The organism is Mycobacterium simiae (assembly GCF_010727605.1).
Classification (GTDB): Bacteria; Actinomycetota; Actinomycetes; order Mycobacteriales; family Mycobacteriaceae; genus Mycobacterium; species Mycobacterium simiae.
This window is the reverse complement of the sequence record NZ_AP022568.1, coordinates 2,896,342-2,917,519: the sequence shown is the minus strand read 5'-3', so window position 1 is coordinate 2,917,519 and position 21,178 is coordinate 2,896,342. Positions and strand designations below refer to the sequence as shown.

Annotated in this window: 7 protein-coding genes and 1 pseudogene; 4 read left to right on the top strand and 4 right to left on the bottom strand. The window is 68.0% G+C overall.

From position 1 onward, the window contains the following. Positions 1-105: 105 nt before the first annotated feature. Both G6N33_RS27855 and G6N33_RS13530 read left to right on the top strand, forming a co-directional pair. Positions 106-984, top strand: a pseudogene (locus G6N33_RS27855) (AMP-binding protein); the annotation flags it as partial. A 208-nt stretch (positions 985-1,192) separates the two neighbouring features. Beyond that, positions 1,193-14,350: an amino acid adenylation domain-containing protein gene (locus tag G6N33_RS13530; RefSeq protein WP_332107439.1), complete on the top strand. Its 13,158-nt coding sequence runs from the start codon at positions 1,193-1,195 to the stop codon at positions 14,348-14,350. Here G6N33_RS13530 and G6N33_RS13525 read toward each other — a convergent pair. Beyond that, positions 14,347-14,784, bottom strand: a complete 438-nt coding sequence (locus G6N33_RS13525) for an SRPBCC family protein (protein ID WP_044512527.1) — start codon at positions 14,782-14,784, stop codon at positions 14,347-14,349. The two genes, G6N33_RS13530 and G6N33_RS13525, sit on opposite strands and share 4 nt — an antisense overlap. A gap of 129 nt (positions 14,785-14,913) precedes the next feature. Between G6N33_RS13525 and G6N33_RS13520 the strand changes: the two genes are divergently transcribed. Both G6N33_RS13520 and G6N33_RS13515 read left to right on the top strand, forming a co-directional pair. Next, complete coding sequence (locus G6N33_RS13520) at positions 14,914-16,248, top strand: FAD-binding oxidoreductase (RefSeq protein WP_408632727.1); 1,335 nt, start codon at positions 14,914-14,916, stop codon at positions 16,246-16,248. Next, positions 16,245-17,561 (top strand): class I SAM-dependent methyltransferase, encoded by a 1,317-nt coding sequence (locus tag G6N33_RS13515; protein WP_197912991.1) that lies wholly within the window; start codon positions 16,245-16,247, stop codon positions 17,559-17,561. Before G6N33_RS13520 ends, G6N33_RS13515 begins: the two co-directional genes overlap by 4 nt. Here G6N33_RS13515 and G6N33_RS13510 read toward each other — a convergent pair. From G6N33_RS13510 to G6N33_RS13500, 3 genes are read right to left on the bottom strand one after another with little or no spacing between them, the layout of a single operon-like run. Further along, the gene (locus G6N33_RS13510; RefSeq protein WP_101528730.1) at positions 17,558-19,480 is read right to left on the bottom strand and encodes a DNA polymerase III subunits gamma/tau; all 1,923 of its coding nucleotides are present in this window, start codon (positions 19,478-19,480) and stop codon (positions 17,558-17,560) included. The genes G6N33_RS13515 and G6N33_RS13510 overlap by 4 nt on opposite strands. Before the next feature lie 10 nt (positions 19,481-19,490). Continuing rightward, entirely contained in the window at positions 19,491-19,811 is a 321-nt protein-coding gene (locus G6N33_RS13505; protein ID WP_163771527.1) for a hypothetical protein, read from the bottom strand. Positions 19,812-19,857: 46 nt separating this feature from the next. Continuing rightward, positions 19,858-21,126, bottom strand: a complete 1,269-nt coding sequence (locus G6N33_RS13500) for an IS30 family transposase (protein WP_044508904.1) — start codon at positions 21,124-21,126, stop codon at positions 19,858-19,860. Positions 21,127-21,178: the final 52 nt, after the last annotated feature.

The following is a 21,178-nucleotide window of genomic DNA, read 5'->3' as shown; positions in this document are numbered from 1 at the left end:
GTTTTCACGGTCGGTTGAGGCGGTCGTGGCGATGTTGGCGGTGCTCAAGACCGGGGCGGGTATGTCGCGATCGATCCGGCCTATCCGGATGCGCGGATCGGGTTCATGCTTGCCGATGCGGCCCCGGTGGTGGCGGTCAGCACCGCGGCGTTGGCCGGGCGGCTGGCCGGGCATGCGGTGGCGGTGGTGGATATCGCCGAGGCGATGGCGGCCGGCCCGCCGGTGGATACCGTGGGGGCGGGGCGGGTGTCGGCCGATGATCTTGCGTATCTGATTTACACCTCGGGCACCACCGGTGTGCCCAAAGGTGTTGCGGTCACTCACCGTAACCTCGCGCACGTGGCGGCCTCGACACCGGCGGAGCTGCCCGCGGTGCAAGTGTGGACCCAATGCCACTCCTACGGGTTCGACTTCTCGGTGTGGGAGATCTGGGCCGCCCTGCTCGGCGGGGGACGCCTGGTCATCGTCGGCGAAGAGGTGACAACCTCCCCGACCGACTTCCACGACCTGCTGATCGCCGAAGGTGTCACCGTGTTGACCCAAACACCCTCGGCCGCAGCCCTATTGGACCCCCACGGGCTGGAATCGGTGGCGCTGCTACTCGGCGGGGAAACCTGCCCCGCCGACGTCGTCGACCAATGGGCACACCAGCGAGTCGTCATCAACGCCTACGGCCCCACCGAAACCACCATCTACGCCACCATGAGCACCCCCCTGCACCCGGCCACCGGCCCCGCCCCCATCGGCGCACCCGTACCCACCGCCGCGGTATTCGTCTTAGACCCCTGGCTACGCCCCACACCCCCCGGCGTCACCGGCGAACTCTACATAGCCGGCCACGGCGTGGCCTGCGGCTACCACCACCAACCCGCACTGACCGCCACCCGATTCCTACCCTGCCCCTACGGCCCACCCGGAACCCGCATGTACCGCACCGGCGACCTGGTGCGCTGGCGCCCCGACGGACAACTGGACTACCTCGGCCGCGCCGACGAACAACTCAAAATCCGCGGCTACCGCATCGAACCCGCCGAAATCCACACCACCCCTCACCCAACTCGACGGCGTCGACCAAGCCGCCATCATCACCCGCGAAGACACCCCCGGCCACCCCCGCCTCATCGCCTACATCACCGGCACCGCCGACCCCACCACCCTGCGCACCACCCTGACCCAACACCTACCCCCCTGGATGATCCCCACCACCATCATCACCCTCGACACCCTGCCCCTGACCGTCAACGGCAAACTCGACACCCACGCCCTACCCACACCCCAACACCACCCCCACCACCACCGACCCCCCACCACCGCCATCGAAGAAATCCTCACCGGCATCTACGCCCAAATCCTCGGCCACGACCACATCAACACCGACGACTCCTTCTTCGACCTCGGCGGCGACTCCCTGTCGGCCATGCGCCTCATCGGCGCAATCAACGCCGGGCTGGACGCAGGCCTGCAGGTGCACACCCTGTTCGACGCGCCGACGATCGCTCAACTGGCACCACGTATCGGCACCGGTCGCGGCTGGCTGGAACCGCTGTCGGCCACCGAACGGCCGGCGGTGGTGCCGCTGTCGTTCGCCCAGACCCGGTTATGGTTCCTCGACCAGTTACAGGGCCCCTCCCCCATCTACAACATGGCGGTCGCATTGCGGCTCTCCGGCCGCCTCCACGCCGACGCACTCGCCGCGGCGCTGCGCGACGTGATCGCCCGACACGAAAGCCTGCGTACGCTGATCGTCGCCCCCCAGGGCATCCCGCAGCAGCTGGTGCTGGCCGCGGAAAACGTTGAGTTTGACTGGCAGGTAATAGATTCCAGCGACTGGTCGACGACGATGCTGGAGGCTGCGATCGACGTCGCGGCACGGTACGCCTTCGAACTCGCTGCCGAAATCCCGTTACGGGCCACGCTGTTTCGCCTCACCGACGACGAGCACGTGCTGGTGGGCGTGGTACACCATATCGCCGCCGACGGCCTATCGGTCGGGCCGTTGGTCCGCGATCTGGGGGAGGCGTACGCCGCCCGCGTGGTGGGCGAGGGCCCCCGCTGGGCGCGACTGCCGGTGCAGTATGCCGATTACACGCTGTGGCAACACGCCCAGTTCGGCCGACTCGACGACCCGGACAGCCCGATCGCGGCGCAACTGTCCTACTGGCAGGACACCTTGGCCGGCATGCCGGAGCGCCTGACGCTGCCGACGGATCGGCCGTATCCGCCGCTGGCCGATCAGCATGGGGCCAGTGTGCCGGTCCAGTGGCCGGCCGAACTGCAGCAGCGGGTGCGCGCGCTGGCCCGTAGCCACGATGCCACCAGCTTTATGGTGGTGCAGGCCGCGCTGGCGGTGCTGCTATCCGCGGTGAGCGCCACTTCCGATGTGGCCGTGGGCTTCCCGATCGCCGGGCGCCGCGATCCGGCCCTCGACCAGCTCATCGGCTTCTTTGTCAATACCCTGGTATTGCGGGTCGACGTCGCCGGCGACCCCACCGTCACCGAGCTGCTGACGCAGGTTCGCCGACAAAGTCTGGCCGCCTTCGAAAACCAAGACGTGCCCTTCGAGGTCCTCGTCGAACGCCTCAACCCCACCCGAAGCCTGAGTCATCATCCCCTGGTCCAGGTCATGCTGGGTTGGCAGAGCCGCTACGGTGACGACCCCGCCTCCGCGTTGGCGTTGGGCGATGTCCGCGTAACCCCGCTACCACTCGAATCACACACGGCTCGAATGGATCTGGCGTTCTCGCTGACGGAACGCTGGGCGCAGACCGGCGAACCCGCCGGGATCTCCGGCACCGTGGAATACCGCACCGACGTGTTCGAAGCCGACAGTATCCGAACCCTGCTGCGGCGATTCGAGCACGTGCTCGACGCCATCACCGCCGACCCTACCCGGCATATCTCCGCGATCACCGTGGTCGATACCGACGAGCGCGCCCGACTCGACGCCCTGAGTAATCGGCGGACACTGGAACTGATACCCGCCGAGGCGTCCGTTCCGCAGTTGTTCGCCGAACACGTGGCCCGGGCGCCCGAGACCGCGGCGATCACCTTCGACGGCCGCACCCTCACCTACGGCGCGCTCGACGACGCATCCAACGTGTTGGCGCACGCGCTGACTGCGCGCGGCGTGCGCCCGGGCCATTGTGTTGCGCTGCTGCTGGAACGCTCGGCCAACGCAATCGTCGCGATGCTGGCCGTGCTCAAGTCCGGGGCCGCCTACCTGGCCGTCGACGCCGCGCTTCCGGACGCCAGGATCACCTTCCTGCTCGATGACGCCGCACCCACCGCCGCGATCACCACCGCCGACCTGCGCGCCCGGCTGGCCGGGCACGACCTCACCATCCTCGACGTCGACGACCCCACACCCGACGTCGCGCTGGAAGCCGCGCTGCCGACGCCGTCACCCGACGACATCGCTTACCTCGTCTACACCTCGGGCACCACCGGTACGCCCAAGGGCGTCGCCGTCACACATCGCAACCTGGCCCACCTCGCCGCGTCGACACCCCGCGCGCTGCCGGCTCGCCAGGTGTGGACGCAATGCCATTCGTATGCGTTCGACTTCTCGGTGTGGGAGATCTGGGCCGCGCTGCTCGGCGGCGGCCGCCTGGTCGTGGTGCCCGAGTCGGTGGCCGCCTCGCCGGACGACTTCCACGCCCTGCTGCTCGCCGAGGCTGTGAACGTGCTCACCCAAACCCCCTCTGCGGTCACCGGCCTGGCACCGCAACAGATCCCGGCCCCGGCGTTACTGCTCGGTGGCGAGGCCTGCCCAGCCGACGTGGTGGACCGGTGGGCGCCCGGCCGGGTGGTGATCAACGCGTACGGTCCCAGCGAGGCCACCGTGTACGCCTCGATGACCACGCCGCTGAGCCCAGGCATGGCCGTGGTGCCGATCGGCGCGCCGGTATCCACCGCCGCGCTGTTCGTGCTCGACCGGTGGTTACGCCCGGCACCGGTCGGCGTGACGGGCGAACTGTACATCGCGGGCACCGGTGTGGCGTGCGGGTACCTCGGGCGGTCGGGGTTGACGTCGTCCCGATTCGTCGCCTGCCCCTTCGGGGCCGCCGGAGCACGCATGTATCGCAGTGGTGACCTGGCGCGCTGGCGCGCCGACGGCCAACTGGACTACCTCGGCCGCGCTGACGATCAGGTCAAGGTTCGCGGCCATCGCATCGAGCTCGGCGAAATCCGTGCGGCGCTAGCCGCTTTGGATGGCGTGGAACACGCAGTCGTCATCACCCGCGAGGACCAACCGGGCACCACTCGGCTGGTCGGGTACATCACCGGCACCGCCGACCCGGTGCAGGCCCGCGCCGCCCTGACCGACCGGCTTCCGCCGTACATGGTCCCGTCGGCCCTGATGGTGCTGGACTCGCTGCCGCTGACGGGGAACGGCAAGCTCGATACGCGTGCCCTGCCCCCGCCGGACTACCGCGTCACCGAGCGCTACCTCGCCCCCACCGGCGAACTCGAAGAGACGCTCGTCGCCATCTACGCGCAGGTGCTCGGTGTCGACCGGGTCGGGGTCGATGACTCGTTCTTCGATCTGGGCGGCGACAGCATCTTGTCAATGCAAGTCGTGGCCCGGGCACGGGAGGCCGGCTTACTGTGCCGTCCCCGTGACATTTTCGTCGAGCAGACCGTCGCGCGGCTTGCCCGCGTCGTCACCATCGCTACCACGGACGGCAACGTCGTCGACGAGGGGACCGGGCCCGTGCTGGCCACCCCGATCATGCGCTGGCTGCAGGGTGTGGACGGTCCCACCGAACAGTTCAACCAGACCATGGTGGTGCAGGCACCGGCCGCGGTGACCGAAGCCGACGCGCTGGTGGTCCTGCAGGCGTTGCTGGATCGGCATCCCATGCTGCGGCTGCGGGCCGAAAACGACCGCACCATGGCCGTACCCGAGCCGGGCGCCGTGCGCGCCCGCGACCGCATGCGGACCGTCGATGCGCTCGACGGCGACATCCTCGACACGGCCCGGGCCCGGCTGAGCCCCGCCGACGGCGTCGTGCTCAGCGCGGTGTGGGCCCGGTTGACCCATCAGCTGCTGCTGGTCGTTCACCACCTGGCCGTCGATGCGATGTCGTGGCGAATCCTGTTGGAAGATCTCAACATCGCCTGGGCTGCGCACCACAGCGGCCGGCCCATCGCGCTGCCTACCGGCGGCACCTCGTTCGCCCGCTGGTCGTCCCTGCTCACCGAGCACGCCCACACCGCAGCGGTGGCCGGCCATGCCGAAAGCTGGGCGCAGGTGTTGGCGGTCCCGCGGGCGCTGCCCGCGCCGCAAGCCGGCGATACCTACGCCACCGCGGGGCAGCTGACGCGTGAGTTGGACGCCGAGACCACCCGCGCACTGCTCGCGGAGGTGCCGGCGGCGTTCCACGCCGGCGTTGGGGACATGTTGTTGATCGCATTTGCGGTGGCGTGCAACGAATTGCTGGCCGGTGGCGGCGCCGCACTCACGATCGATGTCGAGGGCCACGGCCGGCACGACGACCTGTCCGGCCAGGTCGACCTGTCCCGCACCGTGGGCTGGTTCACCACCAAATACCCCGTTGCGCTGAACGTCGGAAGCCTGACCTGGGCGCAGGTGTGCGCTGGAGACCCCGCGCTGGGCGCGGTTGTCAAGGATGCCAAAGAACAACTGCGTGCGCTGCCAGACGGCCTAACCTACGGCCTACTGCGCTACCTCACGCCCGAGTCAGCCCTGACGGGCGACGATCCGAGCATCGGGTTCAACTACCTGGGCCGGCTCAGCGGCGCCGCGGAACTCTCCGACGACGTGTGGCAGATCAGCCGGGAAGGTGCCGGGCTGGCTGCGCTGGCCTCGGCACTGCCAATTCGGTTGGGACACAGCGTCGAACTCAACGCCGTCGCCATGGACACCGGGACCGGGCCGCAGCTGCACGCCACCTGGACCTGGGCGACCTCGGCGGTGGACGACGCCTTCATCGACCGGCTGAGCCGGCTGTGGTTCGACGCACTGACCGGAATGTGCGCGCACGTGCAGCGGGGCGGCGGCGGACTGACCCCGTCGGATATCGCCCCGACGCCGCTGACCCAGCAGCAGATCGACGAGCTGTGCCGCCAACAGCACGTGGCAGACATCCTGCCGCTGACGCCGCTGCAGCAGGGACTGTTGTTCCACGCCAGCGCGATCCAGAACAGCCGCGACGACATCTACGCAATGCAGCTCGACATCACCATCACCGGGCCGCTGAATCCCGACCGGTTGCGCGATGCCATGCACACCGTTGTCGTCCGCCACCCCAACCTGGTCGCACGGTTCTCTCGCCAGTTCGGCCAGCCGGTTCAGATCATCCCCGCCGATCCCGAATTGCCATGTCAATACTTCGAATTCGGCGTCAGCAATCGTCAAGTCGAACGAATTTTCGCTGCGGAACGCGCCGCGGTCTGCGACCTCAGCGTCCCGCCCGCGTTCCGGGCCGCGTTGGTCCGCATCGCCACGGACCGGCACCGGCTGGTCCTCACCAACCATCACATCGTGCTCGATGGCTGGTCATTGCCGATCCTCGCGCAGGAGATCTTCGCCAGTTACTTCGGGCAACGGCTATCCGCTGCCGTCCCGTATCGCCGTTTCGTCAACTGGCTCGCCGACCGCGACGTCGCCGCGGCCCAGGCGGCCTGGCGCGAGGAGTTCGACGGCTTTGAGTCTCCCACCCTGGTGGGGCCCCCGGCGCGAATTGGGCTGGGCCGTCGCGGAGTACAGACATCGCGGGTCAATACGCGGACGACGGAGGCGCTGCATCAGCTCGCCCGGACCCACCACACCACCGTCAATACCGTCTTGCAGGTGGCCTGGGCACAGTTGCTGATGTGGCTCACCGGCCGACACGACGTCGCGTTCGGCACCGCGGTGTCGGGCCGACCGACCGACGTCCCGGGCGCCGACGCGATGGTCGGCCTGCTCATCAACACCGTGCCGGTGCGGGCCCGCTGCACGCCGACGAGCACGACCGCCGACCTGCTCGAGCAGCTGCACCGCGCCAACCACCACACCCTCGAGCACCAGCACCTGGCACTCGCGGAGATTCATCGCGTCACCGGACACGACCAACTCTTCGACACCCTGTTCGTGTTCGAGAATTATCCGGTCGACACCACGAACCTGGTAGGCGTCGACGGGCTGGCCATCGGCGAAATGACCGCCCGGGAGTACAACCACTACCCGCTGACGTTGCAGGCCATGCCGGGTACCGAGTTGGGTCTGCGGGTCGAGTACAACGCCGACGTCTTTACCACCGACAGTGTCGAGACGCTGATCGAACAGCTGCAGCAGGTGTTGCGGGCCATGATCACCGAGCCGACCCGCAGGTTGTCGTCGATTCAGCTGTTGAACCCCGACGAGCAGACGGTGATCGATGAGCTCGGTAACCGGCAGGTGTTGACCCGGCATTCGCCCGCGTCGCTGTCGATTCCGGAACTGTTCGCCGAACACGTGCACCGTGACCCCGACGCGGTGGCGGTGAGCCATGACGGCCGCATCCACAGCTACCGCGAACTGGACGAGGACGCCAATCGCGTGGCCCGTCTGCTGGCCGACTATGGTGTCGGCCCGGGAGAGGTTGTGGCGCTGCTGTTTTCCCGCTGCGCCCAGGCGATCGTTGCGATGCTGGGGGTATTGAAGGCGGGGGCGGCGTATCTGGCGATCGATCCGGCCCATCCCGACGCGCGGATCGGTTTTATGCTCACCGACGCGGCACCGATCGCCGCGGTGACCACGGCCGAGCTGCGCGGGCGCCTCGACGGATATGGTCTGCCGACCATCGACATCGCCGATCCCGCGGTAAGCCGTCAACCCGCCACCAGTCCGCTGCCCCCCACCGCCGACGACATCGCATACCTGATCTACACCTCGGGCACCACCGGTGTGCCCAAAGGTGTTGCGGTGACACATCGCAACCTGGCCCACCTGGCCGCCTCGGCACCCACCCACCTGCCGCTGGCACAGGTGTGGACGCAATGCCACTCCTACGGCTTCGACTTCTCGGTGTGGGAGATCTGGGCCGCGCTGCTCGGCGGCGGCCGCCTGGTCGTGGTACCCGAGTCGGTGACCGCCTCGCCGCAGGAATTCCACACCCTGCTGGTCGACCAGGGAGTCACGATTCTCACCCAAACTCCCTCGGCAGCAACGGTATTGACGCCACAGGGGCTGGAATCGGTGGCCGTGCTGCTGGGCGGGGAAGCCTGCCCCGCCGACGTCGTGGACCAGTGGGCGGACGGCCGGGTGGTGATCAACGCCTACGGTCCCACCGAGGCCACGGTCTACGCGTCGATGAGTGCACCGCTGACCGCCGGGTCGGGTGCCGCGCCGATCGGCGCGCCGGTACCTACCGCGGCGCTGTTCGTGTTGGACGGCTGGCTGCGGCCGGTGCCCATCGGTGTGGTGGGCGAGCTGTACGTCGCGGGCGCCGGCGTGGCCTGCGGATATCGCGGTCGCGCCACGCTGACGGCGGAGCGATTTGTGGCCTGTCCGTACGGTGAGCGGGGTGCCCGGATGTACCGCACGGGAGACTTGGTGCGCTGGCATCCCGACGGCCAGTTGGACTACGTCGGCCGGGCCGACGAACAGGTCAAGATCCGCGGCTATCGCATCGAGCTCGGCGAGATCCAGGCCGCCCTGGCCGCCGGGGAGGGCGTCACCCGGGCCGCGGTCGTCACCGCCGAGGATGACACCGGCGGCACCCGGGTGATCGGGTACATCACCGGGACGGCCGACCCGGCCGAACTGCGAAACAGCCTGGCGGACAAGTTACCCGGCTACATGGTGCCGTCCGCCATCGTGGTGCTGGACGCGCTGCCGCTGACCACGAACGGCAAGCTCGACATGCGGGCCCTGCCGGCACCTGATTTCGCCGACGCCGGGAACTACCGCGCGCCCGCCGGTGCTGCGGAAGAAATCTTGGCGGGCATCTACGCCCGCGTCCTTGGCCTCGACCGCGTCGGTGTCGACGACTCGTTCTTCGACCTGGGCGGGGACTCCCTGTCAGCGATGCGGCTGATCGCGGCGATCAATTCCGGCCTCGACGCCGATGTCGACGTGCACTCGTTGTTCGACGCGCCGACGATCGCGCGATTGGCGCCCCTCGTCGCGACCACCCAAGTCGGGCGGCGCAAGCCACTGGTTGCCCGGCAGCGGCCAGCGCTGATTCCGTTGTCGTTCGCCCAATCCCGGCTGTGGTTCCTGTACCGGTTCGAGGGCGGGGTCGCGACGTACAACATGCCGACCGCATTCCGGATCGAGGGCGCACTGGACGTCGCGGCGCTCGCCGCGGCACTCGACGACGTCATCGCGCGCCACGAAGCGTTGCGCACCATCTTCGTCGACATCGACGGTGTGCCCTACCAGGAGGTGTTGCCGGCCGCGCCGGGGCTGTGGCTGCGCGGCGACGACGCGGTACGGTCGCTGCCGGCAGACGAGCTGCTGGGCGAATTGACCACGCTGGCGAAATATCGATTCGATCTGTCGGCCGAAATTCCGATACGTGCGCAGATCTATTCGATCGGGGCCGACGACCATGTGGTCGGAATCGTGGTGCACCACATCGCCTTCGACGGGTGGTCGCTGGCGCCGATGGCCCGCGACATCGGTGAGGCGTACCGGGCGCGACGGCGCGGCGGCGCGCCGGACCGCGCCGCACTTTCGGTGCAGTACATCGACTACACGCTGTGGCAACGCGCGCAGTTCGGCGAGCTTGCCGACACCGACAGTCCCATCGCCGGTCAGCTGGCGTACTGGGAGGGTGCGCTGGCCGGGATGCCGGAACGGTTACAGCTGCCCACCGACCGTCCCTACCCGTTGGTGGCCGATTATCGCGGCTCGCACGTGGCGTTGGAATGGCCGGCCGAGCTGCAGCATCGGGTGCGCGAGGTGGCCCGCGAGCACAACGCGACCAGCTTCATGCTGATTCAGGCCGCCCTGGCGATGCTGCTTTCGACGCTGAGTTCCAGTTCCGATGTGGCGGTGGGCTTCCCAATAGCCGGGCGACGCGACCCCGCGCTCGATGAGCTGGTGGGCTTCTTCGTCAACACCCTGGTGCTGCGGGTCGAGGTGACCGGCGATCCCACCTTCGACGAGCTGCTCGCCCAGGTCCGCCGGCGCAGCCTGGCCGCCTACGAGAACCAGGACGTACCGTTCGAGGTTCTCGTCGAGCGGATCAACCCCACCCGCTCTCTGACCCATCATCCGCTGGTGCAGGTGATGCTGGCCTGGCAGAGCGTCGCGGGCAACGGTGCCGGCGCCGCGTCCGGACTGGACTTGGACGATCTGCAGGTAACTCCGCTGACCATGGATACCCGCACCGCTCGAATGGATTTGGTGTTCCACCTTGCCGAACACTGGAGTGACGCGGGTGCCCCCGCCGGGATCAACGGGACGGTCGAGTACCGAACCGACGTGTTCGACGAGACCACCATCCGCGCCGTGATCGACCGATTGCACCGGGTCTTGGTGGCCGTGACCGACGATCCCGCTCGGCGCCTGTCGTCGGTGCATCTTGTCGGAGTCGACGAGGTTGCGCGCCTGCATGATTGGGGCAACCGGGCGGTGTTGGCCCGGCCCGTGCCGACGGTGGACTCGATCCCGAGCCGGTGGGCCGAGCAGGTCGTTCGCACGCCCCGCCGTCCGGCAGTGACGTTCGCGGGCCTGTCCATGACCTACCTCGAGGTCGATGAGGACGCCAATCGGCTGGCACACCTGCTGGCCGCCCACGGCGCGGGCCCCGGACGGGTGGTGGCGCTGCTGTTCACCCGATCCGCCGAAGCGATCATCGCAATCCTGGCGGTGCTCAAGACCGGGGCGGCCTACCTGGCGATAGACCCCGCGCATCCCGACGCCCGGATCGGCTTCATGGTCGCCGACGCCGAGCCCGTCATCGCGATCACCACCGCGGCGCTGCGCGACCGGCTCGACGGCCATGACCTGGCCGTCGTCACGGTCGACGACCCCCGCATTGCGGGCCACCCCGGCACCGCGTTGCCAATGCCGGACGCCGACGACCTCGCCTACCTGATCTACACCTCCGGCACCACCGGCACCCCCAAGGGGGTGGCCGTCCCGCACCGCAACGTCATCGAACTGCTGCACTCGCTGTCCGGCCAGCTGGATCTGGAACAGGTGTGGACGCAAGCACATTCGTTGGCGTTCGACTTCTCGGTGTGGGAGATCTGGGGCGCCCTGCTGCACGGCGGCCGGCTGGTGGTGGTACCCGAATCCGTGGCCCGCTCGCCGGAGGACTTCCACGCGCTGCTGGCCGCGGAAGGCGTCGGTGTGCTGAGCCGGACGCCGACGGCGTTCTACGCGCTGCAGACCGCCGACACGCTGCAGCCCGCGCTCGCCGAGCGGCTCCAGCTACAGACGGTGGTGTTTGGTGGGGAAGCCCTTGAGCCACAACGCCTTCGGAGCTGGATGCAGAGCCACCCGCAGGCCCCGCGGCTGATCAACATGTACGGCATCACCGAAACCACGGTGCACGCCTCGTTCCGCGTCCTCACCGACGGCGACGTCGACCGCACGGTCAGCCCCATCGGCGAGCCGCTGGCACATCTGGCGTTCTTCGTGCTGGACGCCTGGCTGCGGCCGGTGCCGGTCGGAGTGGTCGGCGAGCTATATGTGGCGGGCGGCGGGCTGGCGAGTGGATACGCGCGCCGACCGGATTTGACGGCCACTCGCTTCGTAGCCTGCCCATTCGTCGACCCCGGGATGCCCGCCGAACGGATGTATCGCACCGGGGACCTGGTGGCCTGGCAGTCCGACGGTCAACTACGCTACGTCGGCCGCTCCGACGAGCAGGTCAAGATCCGCGGTTACCGCATTGAACTCGGCGAGATCGAAAGCGTTTTGCTGGCTTGCCCGCAGGTCGCCCAGGCCGTCACCACCGTGCACCACAGCGACGCGGGCGACCACCTGATCGCCTATCTCACCCTGGGTCACACCACCAGCGACGACCATGACGCCGAGATCGTCGAACAGTGGCAGGGCGTATACGACGAGCTGTACTACCCAACGGATGAGGCTCCGCCGTTCGGCATGGACTTCCGAGGCTGGAACAGCAGTTACACCGGTGCGCCGATTCCGTTGGAGGAGATGTTCGAGTGGCGTGCGGCGACCGTGGCGAGGATCGCGGCGCTACGACCGAAACGGGTGCTGGAGATCGGTGCCGGCTCGGGGCTGCTGCTCTCCCAGCTCGCCCCGCTGGCTGAGCACTACGTCGCCACGGACATGTCGGCGGTGGCCATCGACAACCTGGCCAGTTCGCTGGAGCGGTTGCAGCTGCCATGGCGCGATCGGGTCCAGCTGCTGGCCCGGCCAGCACACCTGATGGCCGGGCTGCCGCGCGCCTACTTCGACACCATCATCGTCAACTCCGTCGTCCAGTACTTCCCCAATGCCGGTTATCTGACCGACCTGATCGACCGTGCCATGGAACTGCTGGCTCCCGGCGGCGCCTTGTTCATCGGCGATATCCGCAACCACGCCCTGCAGGACGCCTTCCAGACCGGTGTCGCGCTGGCGCGCACCACCACCGGCGATGCCGCCGAGATCCGTCAGCGCGTCCACCGAGCGGTCGTCAGCGAGCCTGAATTGCTCTTGGCGCCAGAGTTTTTCACGGCGTGGGCCGACGACCATCCGGACACTGCCGGGCTGGACATCCAGGTCAAGCGGGGGCTGGCGGACAACGAGCTGAACAAGTATCGCTATGACGTGGTCGTCCACAAATCTCCCGCGCCGGTGCGCTCGGTGGCCGCCGCGGCCGCGTGGACGTGGACCGAATGCGGGGGGTTGCTTGGGCTGCACGGCCGCTTGGCAGCCAACCGTCCCGCGGCGGTGCGCGTCACCGGGATACCCCGGGCCGGACTGATCGCCGACGTCCGCATCGACCGCGCGCTCGCCGACGGGCTGCCGCTGACCGACGCGTTGACCCTGCCCGCGACGGCACCAGACACCGTCACCCCCGAGCAGCTGCACCGGCTTGGCGCCAACGCCGGGTACCAAGTCGCCGTCACCTGGGGCGCCGAGCCCGGCACCCTCGACGCCCTCTTCCTCACCCCGGCCGAGGCCGAAGCTGCCCTGACCGACATCTACCTGCCGCGTTCGGCGCGCGGCGTGCACGCCAACAACCCGAACACCAACATGGAGATCAGCGCCGTGCGCCAGCGGCTGAGCGCGCGGCTGCCCGAGTACATGGTGCCGGCCCAGATCGTGGTGCTCGAGGAGTTCCCGCTGACCTCGTCGGGCAAGATCGACAGCAAGGCCCTGCCGGCGCCGGTATTCGCCGCCACGCCATTCCAGGCCCCGCAGACCGAGACCGAGCGCGTCATCGCCGGCATCTACGCCCAGGTGCTGGGCATCGAGCGGGTGGGCGTCGACGATTCCTTCTTCGATCTGGGCGGGGATTCCCTGTCGGCGATGCGGGTGATCGCCGCGGTCAACGCCGCGCTCGATATCCACCTCCCGGTGCGCACCATGTTCTATGCGCCGTCCGTCCGCAGCCTCAGCGAGCAACTGGGCGCGGCGGACAGTGACCCGGAGGTCCTCCCGGTCGACGTGTTGCAGCAGGGCACCGGGACTCCGCTGTTCTGCATTCACGACGGGCTGGGCCTGAGCTGGTCGTATCGGGCGCTAGGCGCGTATCTGGATTGCCCGATCATCGGCATCAACCAGGTGCCGCAGGACGGTGAGGCCGACGACACCTCGGTTCGCGACATGGCGGCGAACTACGCCGACCGGATACAAGCGCGCCAGCCCGACGGGCCGTACCAGATTCTCGGCTGGTCGTTCGGCGCGGTCGTCGCCCATGAAGTGGCCGTCGAACTCCAGCGCCGCGGCCGGGTGGTGCGCAGCCTGATCCTGCTTGACCCGGTGTTTACCGCGAACAAGTTCGTCGCGAAGCTGACCGCCAAGGCCGCTGCGAAGAACCCGATGCTCGACGGCCAGATCGTGGCCGACATTTTGCGGAGCAACGGCGTCGACCTCCCCGAGCAGTCGGCCGGGGTGCTGGAGTTCCTGGTACGCAGCGTCCGGGCAAACCAGGCACGGCTGGCCCAACATGTGCCCGATGTGTTCGATGGCGACCTGGTCGTCTTCGCCGCCGGGGGCACCAGCAGTGAAAACGGTCGCGGCCCCCGGCCGAGATCACGGTGGCGTGGACTGCGAACCGGCCGCGCGGCGCGCGCTCAGCAACGAGTGTGGCGTCCGTACGTCGCCGGGGACATCGTTACGTACTCGGTCGACAGCACGCACCTGGAGATGTTGACCGCCGACGCGCTGAGCGCCTACGGCGAGCATTTGCGGCTGTTTTTGGAAAGCGCGGTGACGCAGCCCTAGCCTTCGAGCTCTTTCTTGAGGTTGGCCAGTACTTCACCCTGAATTCGCTTCAGCCCCAACGGCGCAAAGGTCTTTTCGAAGAAGCCCTTGATTCCCCCGGCGCCCGTCCAACTGGTTTTGACGGTCACGCTGGATCCAGGGCCCGCGGGAGCCACCGTCCAGGTGCTGACCATCGACGAGTTGGCGTCCTTTTCGATGACGCTGTGCCCGGCGACGTCGACGGTGGCCTGCACGTCGCGGCTGCGCGATTTGGTGGCCTGCAGTTTCCATTTGACGACGGTGCCCTGGCCTTGTCCGCCCTGCAGCACCTGGTATTCGCTGTACTGCGGGGACAGGATCTTCGGGCGGACGCTCTGGTAGTCCGCTACCGCGGCGAGGGTGGCCGCGGGATCGACGTTGAGCAGGATCGTGCTGGCTGCGCTGACCTGTGCCATCAGGCGCGACTCCTCTGTTGTGATGCCGCCCGCACGCGGGTGCACGTGGTGTTGTCGAAGACTAGGGTATAGGTGGTGCCAATCTCAGGATCTGCACACTCGACCCACACGTCGGGCGTTGATCGGTTGATGGCGAGTTATCGTTCCATCCCGGCCACGTCCGCGGTTCGGCTCGCCAAGCCCACGTCAAACCTGTTCCGCGACCGCACAAAACGCGACGCCCCGGGGCTGGACGCGTCCGGATTGACCGGCGTTCTCGGCGTCGATCCAGACGCCCGCACCGCCGACGTCGCGGGCATGTGCACATACCAGGATTTGGTGGCGGCGACGCTGCCATACGGCCTTTCGCCACTGGTCGTCCCGCAATTGAAGACCATCACGCTCGGCGGCGCGGTCAGCGGGTTGGGTATCGAGTCGGCGTCGTTCCGCAATGGCCTGCCGCATGAATCGGTGCTGGAGATGGATATCCTCACCGGCGCTGGCGAATTGGTCACCGCGTCACGTACCCAGAACTGCGACCTGTTTCGGTGTTTCCCGAATTCTTATGGGACGCTGGGTTATTCGACTCGGCTGCGGATCGAATTGGAGCCCATCACGCCGTTCGTGGCGCTGCGCCACATCCGATTCCGCTCGGTGCCCGAGCTGATCGCGGCGATGGATCGCATCGTCGACACCGGCGGGCAGGGCGACATCGCCGTCGACTACCTCGACGGGGTGGTGTTCAGCGCGGACGAAAGCTACCTATGCCTGGGCAGGCGAACCACCACTCCGGGCCCGGTCAGCGATTACACGGGGCAACGCATCTACTACCAATCGATGCGGCACGACTTATCCGGTGCGGCGCACGCCAAGGACGACCGTTTGACCATGCACGACTACTTCTGGCGGTGGGACACCGACTGGTTTTGGTGCTCACGCGCATTCGGCGCGCAAAACCCGCGAGTACGCCGGTGCTGGCCGCGGCGGTACCGGCGCAGCAGCGTGTACTGGAAGCTGGTCGCCCTGGATCGCCGCTTCGACATATCTGATCGCATCGAGAAGCGCCACGGCCGTCCGCCCCGCGAGCGGGTGGTCCAAGATGTCGAGGTCCCGGTCCGGCGCGCCTGCGACTTCGTGGAATGGTTTTTGGACAACGTTCCGATTACGCCGATCTGGCTGTGCCCGTTGCGTCTTCGCGATCATGACGGGTGGCCGCTGTACCCGATCGCGCCCGGGGACACCTATGTCAACATCGGCTTCTGGTCGTCGGTGCCGGCCGGTGACCGGCTGGGCGCCACCAATCGGGCGATCGAGGCCAAGGTCAGCGAGCTGGATGGGCACAAGTCGCTGTACTCCGACTCCTTTTATAGCCGGGAGGAGTTTGACCAGCTGTACGGCGGCGAAGCCTACAAGACGGTCAAAAAATCGTACGACCCCGATTCTCGTTTGCTAGATCTCTATGCGAAGGCGGTGCAACGGCGATGACGACAACCAAACAGCCCGACCGCTCCACCCGTATCGGCGGCAAGCTCAGCATGGCCGAGGTGCTGGAGGTCTTCACCGCCCGTGGCGGGTATCCGCTGAAGTTCACGGCGTACGACGGCAGCGTCGCCGGGCACGAAGATGCCGAACTCGGTCTGAACCTCTGCTCGCCGCGCGGCGCCACCTATCTGGCAACGGCGCCCGGCGAACTCGGCATCGCCCGCGCTTACATCTCGGGTGATCTGCAGCCCTATGGGGTGCACCCCGGCGACCCCTACGAACTGCTCAAGCTGCTGGCCGACCGGGTTGACTTCAAGCGGCCGTCGGCGTGGACGCTGGCGCAGGTCGTCCGCTCGATCGGCATCGAGCGGCTGGTACCGATCCCGCCACCACCGCAGGAGGCCCGGCCCCGATGGCTTCGGGTCGCCGACGGCCTGATGCACAGCAAGACGCGAGACGCCGAGGCCATCCACCATCACTACGACGTCTCCAACGCGTTTTACGAGTGGGTGCTCGGGCCGTCGATGACCTACACCTGCGCGGTCTACCCGCACGCCGACGCCAGCCTGGAAGAGGCGCAGGAAAACAAGTACCGGCTCGTCTTCGACAAGCTGCGGTTGCAACCGGGTGACCGGCTGCTCGACGTGGGCTGCGGTTGGGGTGGCATGGTGCGGTACGCCGCCCGCCACGGTGTCCGAGCGATCGGGGTCACCTTGTCGGCCGAACAGGCGAAGTGGGCCCGGCGGGCGATCGAGGCCGACGGGCTCTCGGCATTGGCCGAGGTGCGGCACTGCGACTACCGCGATGTCCCGGAGACGGGATTCGACGCGGTCTCCTCGATCGGGCTGACGGAGCACATCGGGGTGAAGAACTATCCGGCCTACTTCGCGTGCCTCAAATCGAAATTGCGCACCGGTGGCCTGTTGCTCAATCACTGCATCACCCGCCACGACAACAAGCAGACCTCTTTCGCGGGCGGATTCACCGACCGCTACGTCTTCCCGGATGGGGAGCTGACCGGTTCGGGACGCGTCATCACCGAGGTCCAGGACTGCGGCTTCGAGGTGCTGCACGCGGAGAACTTCCGCCACCACTACGCGATGACGCTGCGCGACTGGTGCCGCAATCTCGTCGCCAACTGGGACGCCGCGGTCGAGGAGGTGTCGCTGCCGGTCGCCAAGGTGTGGGGCCTCTACATGGCGGCATCACGAGTCGCGTTCGAGCAGAACAACCTTCAGCTTCATCACGTGCTGGCCGCCAACGTGGAGCCGCGGGGCACGGACAGCCTGCCGCTGCGGCCGTGGTGGCAGCCCTAGCTGCCGTCGATCCGCCGCGCGCCTAATTCGTTCTGCAACAACTCGAGCGCAACCTCTTCGGGGTCCCGGCGCGGCGCCGACGGATCGCTGCGACCGGCCTCGGCCAGCATGTGCTCCTCTTCGTCGCGTTGAGCGGATTCGGCGGCCGCCACCGGGGGCGGCTCCGCGGCGGGCGGCGGGGTTGGGCCGCCTCGCACCGGCGCTTCCGCCGCCGCGGCAGCCGGGCCGCCCACCTCGCAGCGCACCCGCCAATTGACGCCGAGCGCGTCCTTGAGTGCCTCGGCGATGACGTCGGCGTTGCGCTGCTCGGACAGCCGTTTGGCCAGGGGCGCCGATTCGTGGCTGAGCACCAGGGTGTCGCCGTCGATCGCGCGAACGGTGGCCCCAGACAGCATCACTTCGGTGGTGCGGCTGCGCTGGCGCACTTTGTCGCGCACCGTCGGCCACATCGTGCGCACCGCGGCGGCGTTGAGTTCGCCTGAGCCGGGGCCTGGTTCAGGGCCTGGTTCACGGGCCGGTTGGGCAGCGACCGGCTGCGGCGTCGGCGCGGGCGGCGGCTCGTTCATGGGCTGCGGCCTCGACGCGGGCTCAGATGCGGGCGGCGGCTCGTTCACGGGCGGCGGCGTCGGCGCGGGCTCAGATGCGGGCCCGGGCGTGCGCTCGGCCTTCACTCGCCGCGACGGCGTTGCCGATGCTGGCGGACCCGCCGGGGCCGCCGTTGCGGGCGGCCTTGCCGCCGGCGTCGTTTCCGACGCGGGCAGCGACATCGCCAATCGCGTCTCGATGCGCTCAACGCGCTGCAGCAGCGCCGATTCGGCGTCGCTCGCCGACGGCAACAGCAGGCGAGCGCAGACGACTTCGAGGAGCAGCCGCGGTGCCGTCGCTCCGCGCATCTCCCCCAGTCCGGCCTGCACCACCTCGGCGTACCGGGTCAGCGTCGCCGGCCCGATTCGGGCCGCCTGCTCGCGCATGCGGTCCAGCACGTCCTCCGGGGCGTCCACCACGCCGCGACTCACGGCGTCCGGAACCGCTTGCAGCACAAGGAGATCGCGGAACCGCTCCAGCAGGTCGGTGGCGAAGCGACGCGGGTCATGGCCCGCGTCGATCACCGATTCGACCGCCCCGAACAGTGCCGCGGCGTCCGCGGCGGCCAGCGCGTCGACGGCGTCGTCGATCAGCGCGACGTCGGTGGCGCCCAGCAGGCCCAGGGCCCGGGGATAGGTGACGTGATTGTCGTCGGCGCCGGCCACCAACTGGTCTAGCACCGAGAGGGTGTCGCGCGGGGAACCACCGCCCGCGCGGATCACCAGCGGATAGACCGCGTCGTCGACGACGACGCCTTCTTGCTCACAGATCCGACCGATCAGCGACCGCATCGTCTTGGGCGGCAACAACCGGAACGGATAGTGATGCGTGCGCGATCGGATGGTCGGCAGCACCTTCTCCGGTTCGGTGGTAGCGAAGATGAAGATGAGGTGCTCGGGCGGTTCCTCGACGATCTTGAGCAGAGCGTTGAAGCCCGCCGTGGTCACCATGTGCGCCTCGTCGACGATGAACACCCGATACCGCGACTGCGCCGGTGCGTAGAAGGCGCGGTCGCGTAGTTCACGGGTGTCGTCCACGCCGCCGTGACTGGCGGCGTCGAGCTCCACGACGTCGATGCTGCCGGGCGCGTTCGGCGCCAGCGCCTGACAGGAATCGCACACGCCGCATGGGGTCGCCGTCGGCCCCTGCACGCAGTTCAACGAGCGCGCCAGGATGCGAGCCGACGAGGTTTTGCCGCAGCCCCGCGGCCCGGAGAACAGGTACGCATGGTTGATCCGCCCCGCCTCCAGGGCAATGGACAGCGGCTCGGTGACGTGCTCTTGCCCGACCACTTCGGCGAAGGTTGCCGGCCGGTACTTGCGGTAGAGAGCCACGGTCAGCAGGCTACCGGCGTCGTGTGACGACGATGCGGGCACGGCAGTGCCCGAGGAGGAGTCGCACCCTCACCACCGCGACGACGATGCGGGCACGGCAGTGCCCGAGGAGGAGTCGCACCCTCACCACCGCGACGACGATGCGGGCACGGCAGTGCCCGAGGAGGAGTCGCACCCTCACCACCGCGACGACGATGCGGGCACGGCAGTGCCCGAGGAGGAGTCGCACCCTCACCACCGCGACGACGATGCGGGCACGGCAGTGCCCGAGGAGGTGTCGCACCCTCACCACCGCGACGACGATGCGGGCGCGGCAGTGCCGGGCGTGCATCGGCGTCGTTCAGTGTGTATCCGCGGCGCGATTTCACCGGGCGGTCTCACGCGATGGATGCAACAGTGGATGGTCCGGTCGGGTGGGACAGTAGTTCGTCGAGGGCTTCGGCGGGGGTTTTCCAGTCCAGTGTTTGGCGTGGTCGGTTGTTGAGTTTGGTCGCGACGTAGTCGAGGTAATCGGCCGGGAACACCGACAGGTCAGTGCCTTTGGCAAACCATTGGCGTAGTAGTCCGTTGGTGTTTTCGTTGGTACCGCGCTGCCATGGTGAGTGGGGATCGCAAAAGTAGATGTCGAGCTCGGTGGCCGCGGCGATGGCGATGTGGTTGGTCATTTCCTTGCCCTGATCCCAAGTTAGGGTGCGGCGCAGGATCGGCGCCAGCTGCGCCATCTTGGCCACGATGGCGTCCTGGACGGCTTGGGCGCCGTGGTTGTCGGGCAGGTGCAGCAGCAAGGCGAAGCGGGTGCTGCGTTCGACGAGGGTGCCGATCGCCGAGCCCGATTCGGTGCTGCCCAGGATCAAATCTCCTTCCCAGTGACCGGGCACTGCGCGGTCGGCCACCTCAGGTGGACGTTCGCTGATGTTGACCATGTCGGGGATGCGGCCGCGGCGCTCGCCGGGGTGAGTGCGCGGTTTACGCACGGCGCGTCCGGTGCGCAAACAGCGGTGGATGTCGCGGCGCAAATGGCCGCGTCCTTGCACGTATACCGCCTGATAGATCGCTTCGTGAGACACCCACATCTCCGGATCGTCGGGGAAATCGCGCCGCAGCATCGCTGCGATCTGGCTGGGACTATGGAACTCGTCTAACCGAGTCTGCACTTCATCACGCAGCCGGTCATTTCCGGCCAGCTTGGCCGGCTTAGGCCGACGCGCGCGGTCATCGGCGCGGGCCTGAGCCACCAGGGCCCGATACGCCACCTGGGCAGTGTTGCCGCTGCGGCGGGCTCCGAACGCTTCTTTGCGCCGATACCCCGACTTGCGTCCGTCATAGCGATTACGCACACCGTTGGCGTCAATCTCACGCTTAATGGTCGACGCCGGCCGACCCAGTCGAGCTCCCATCGACCGCAACGATTCGTTTGTCCTGACACCGAATTCGATCTCGATCCGATCTTCAAACGTCAGCCTCGGCCGCGGGCCAGACAACTTTGGCTCGCACAGTCGTGGTTTCACACCACCAGCATCAGCAAACCAGCGCAGGCCGGACCGCTCCGACACGCCAGCGGCAACACCGGCCTCAGCAGCGGACCGGCCGCCGCTGATGTGACCCCAGAACTGACGAACCACAGATCTCAACGGCGGATGGGGCATAGCAACACTCCTCAATCAGATGTGTTGCATCCATCCCTTGAAGCTGAGCCGG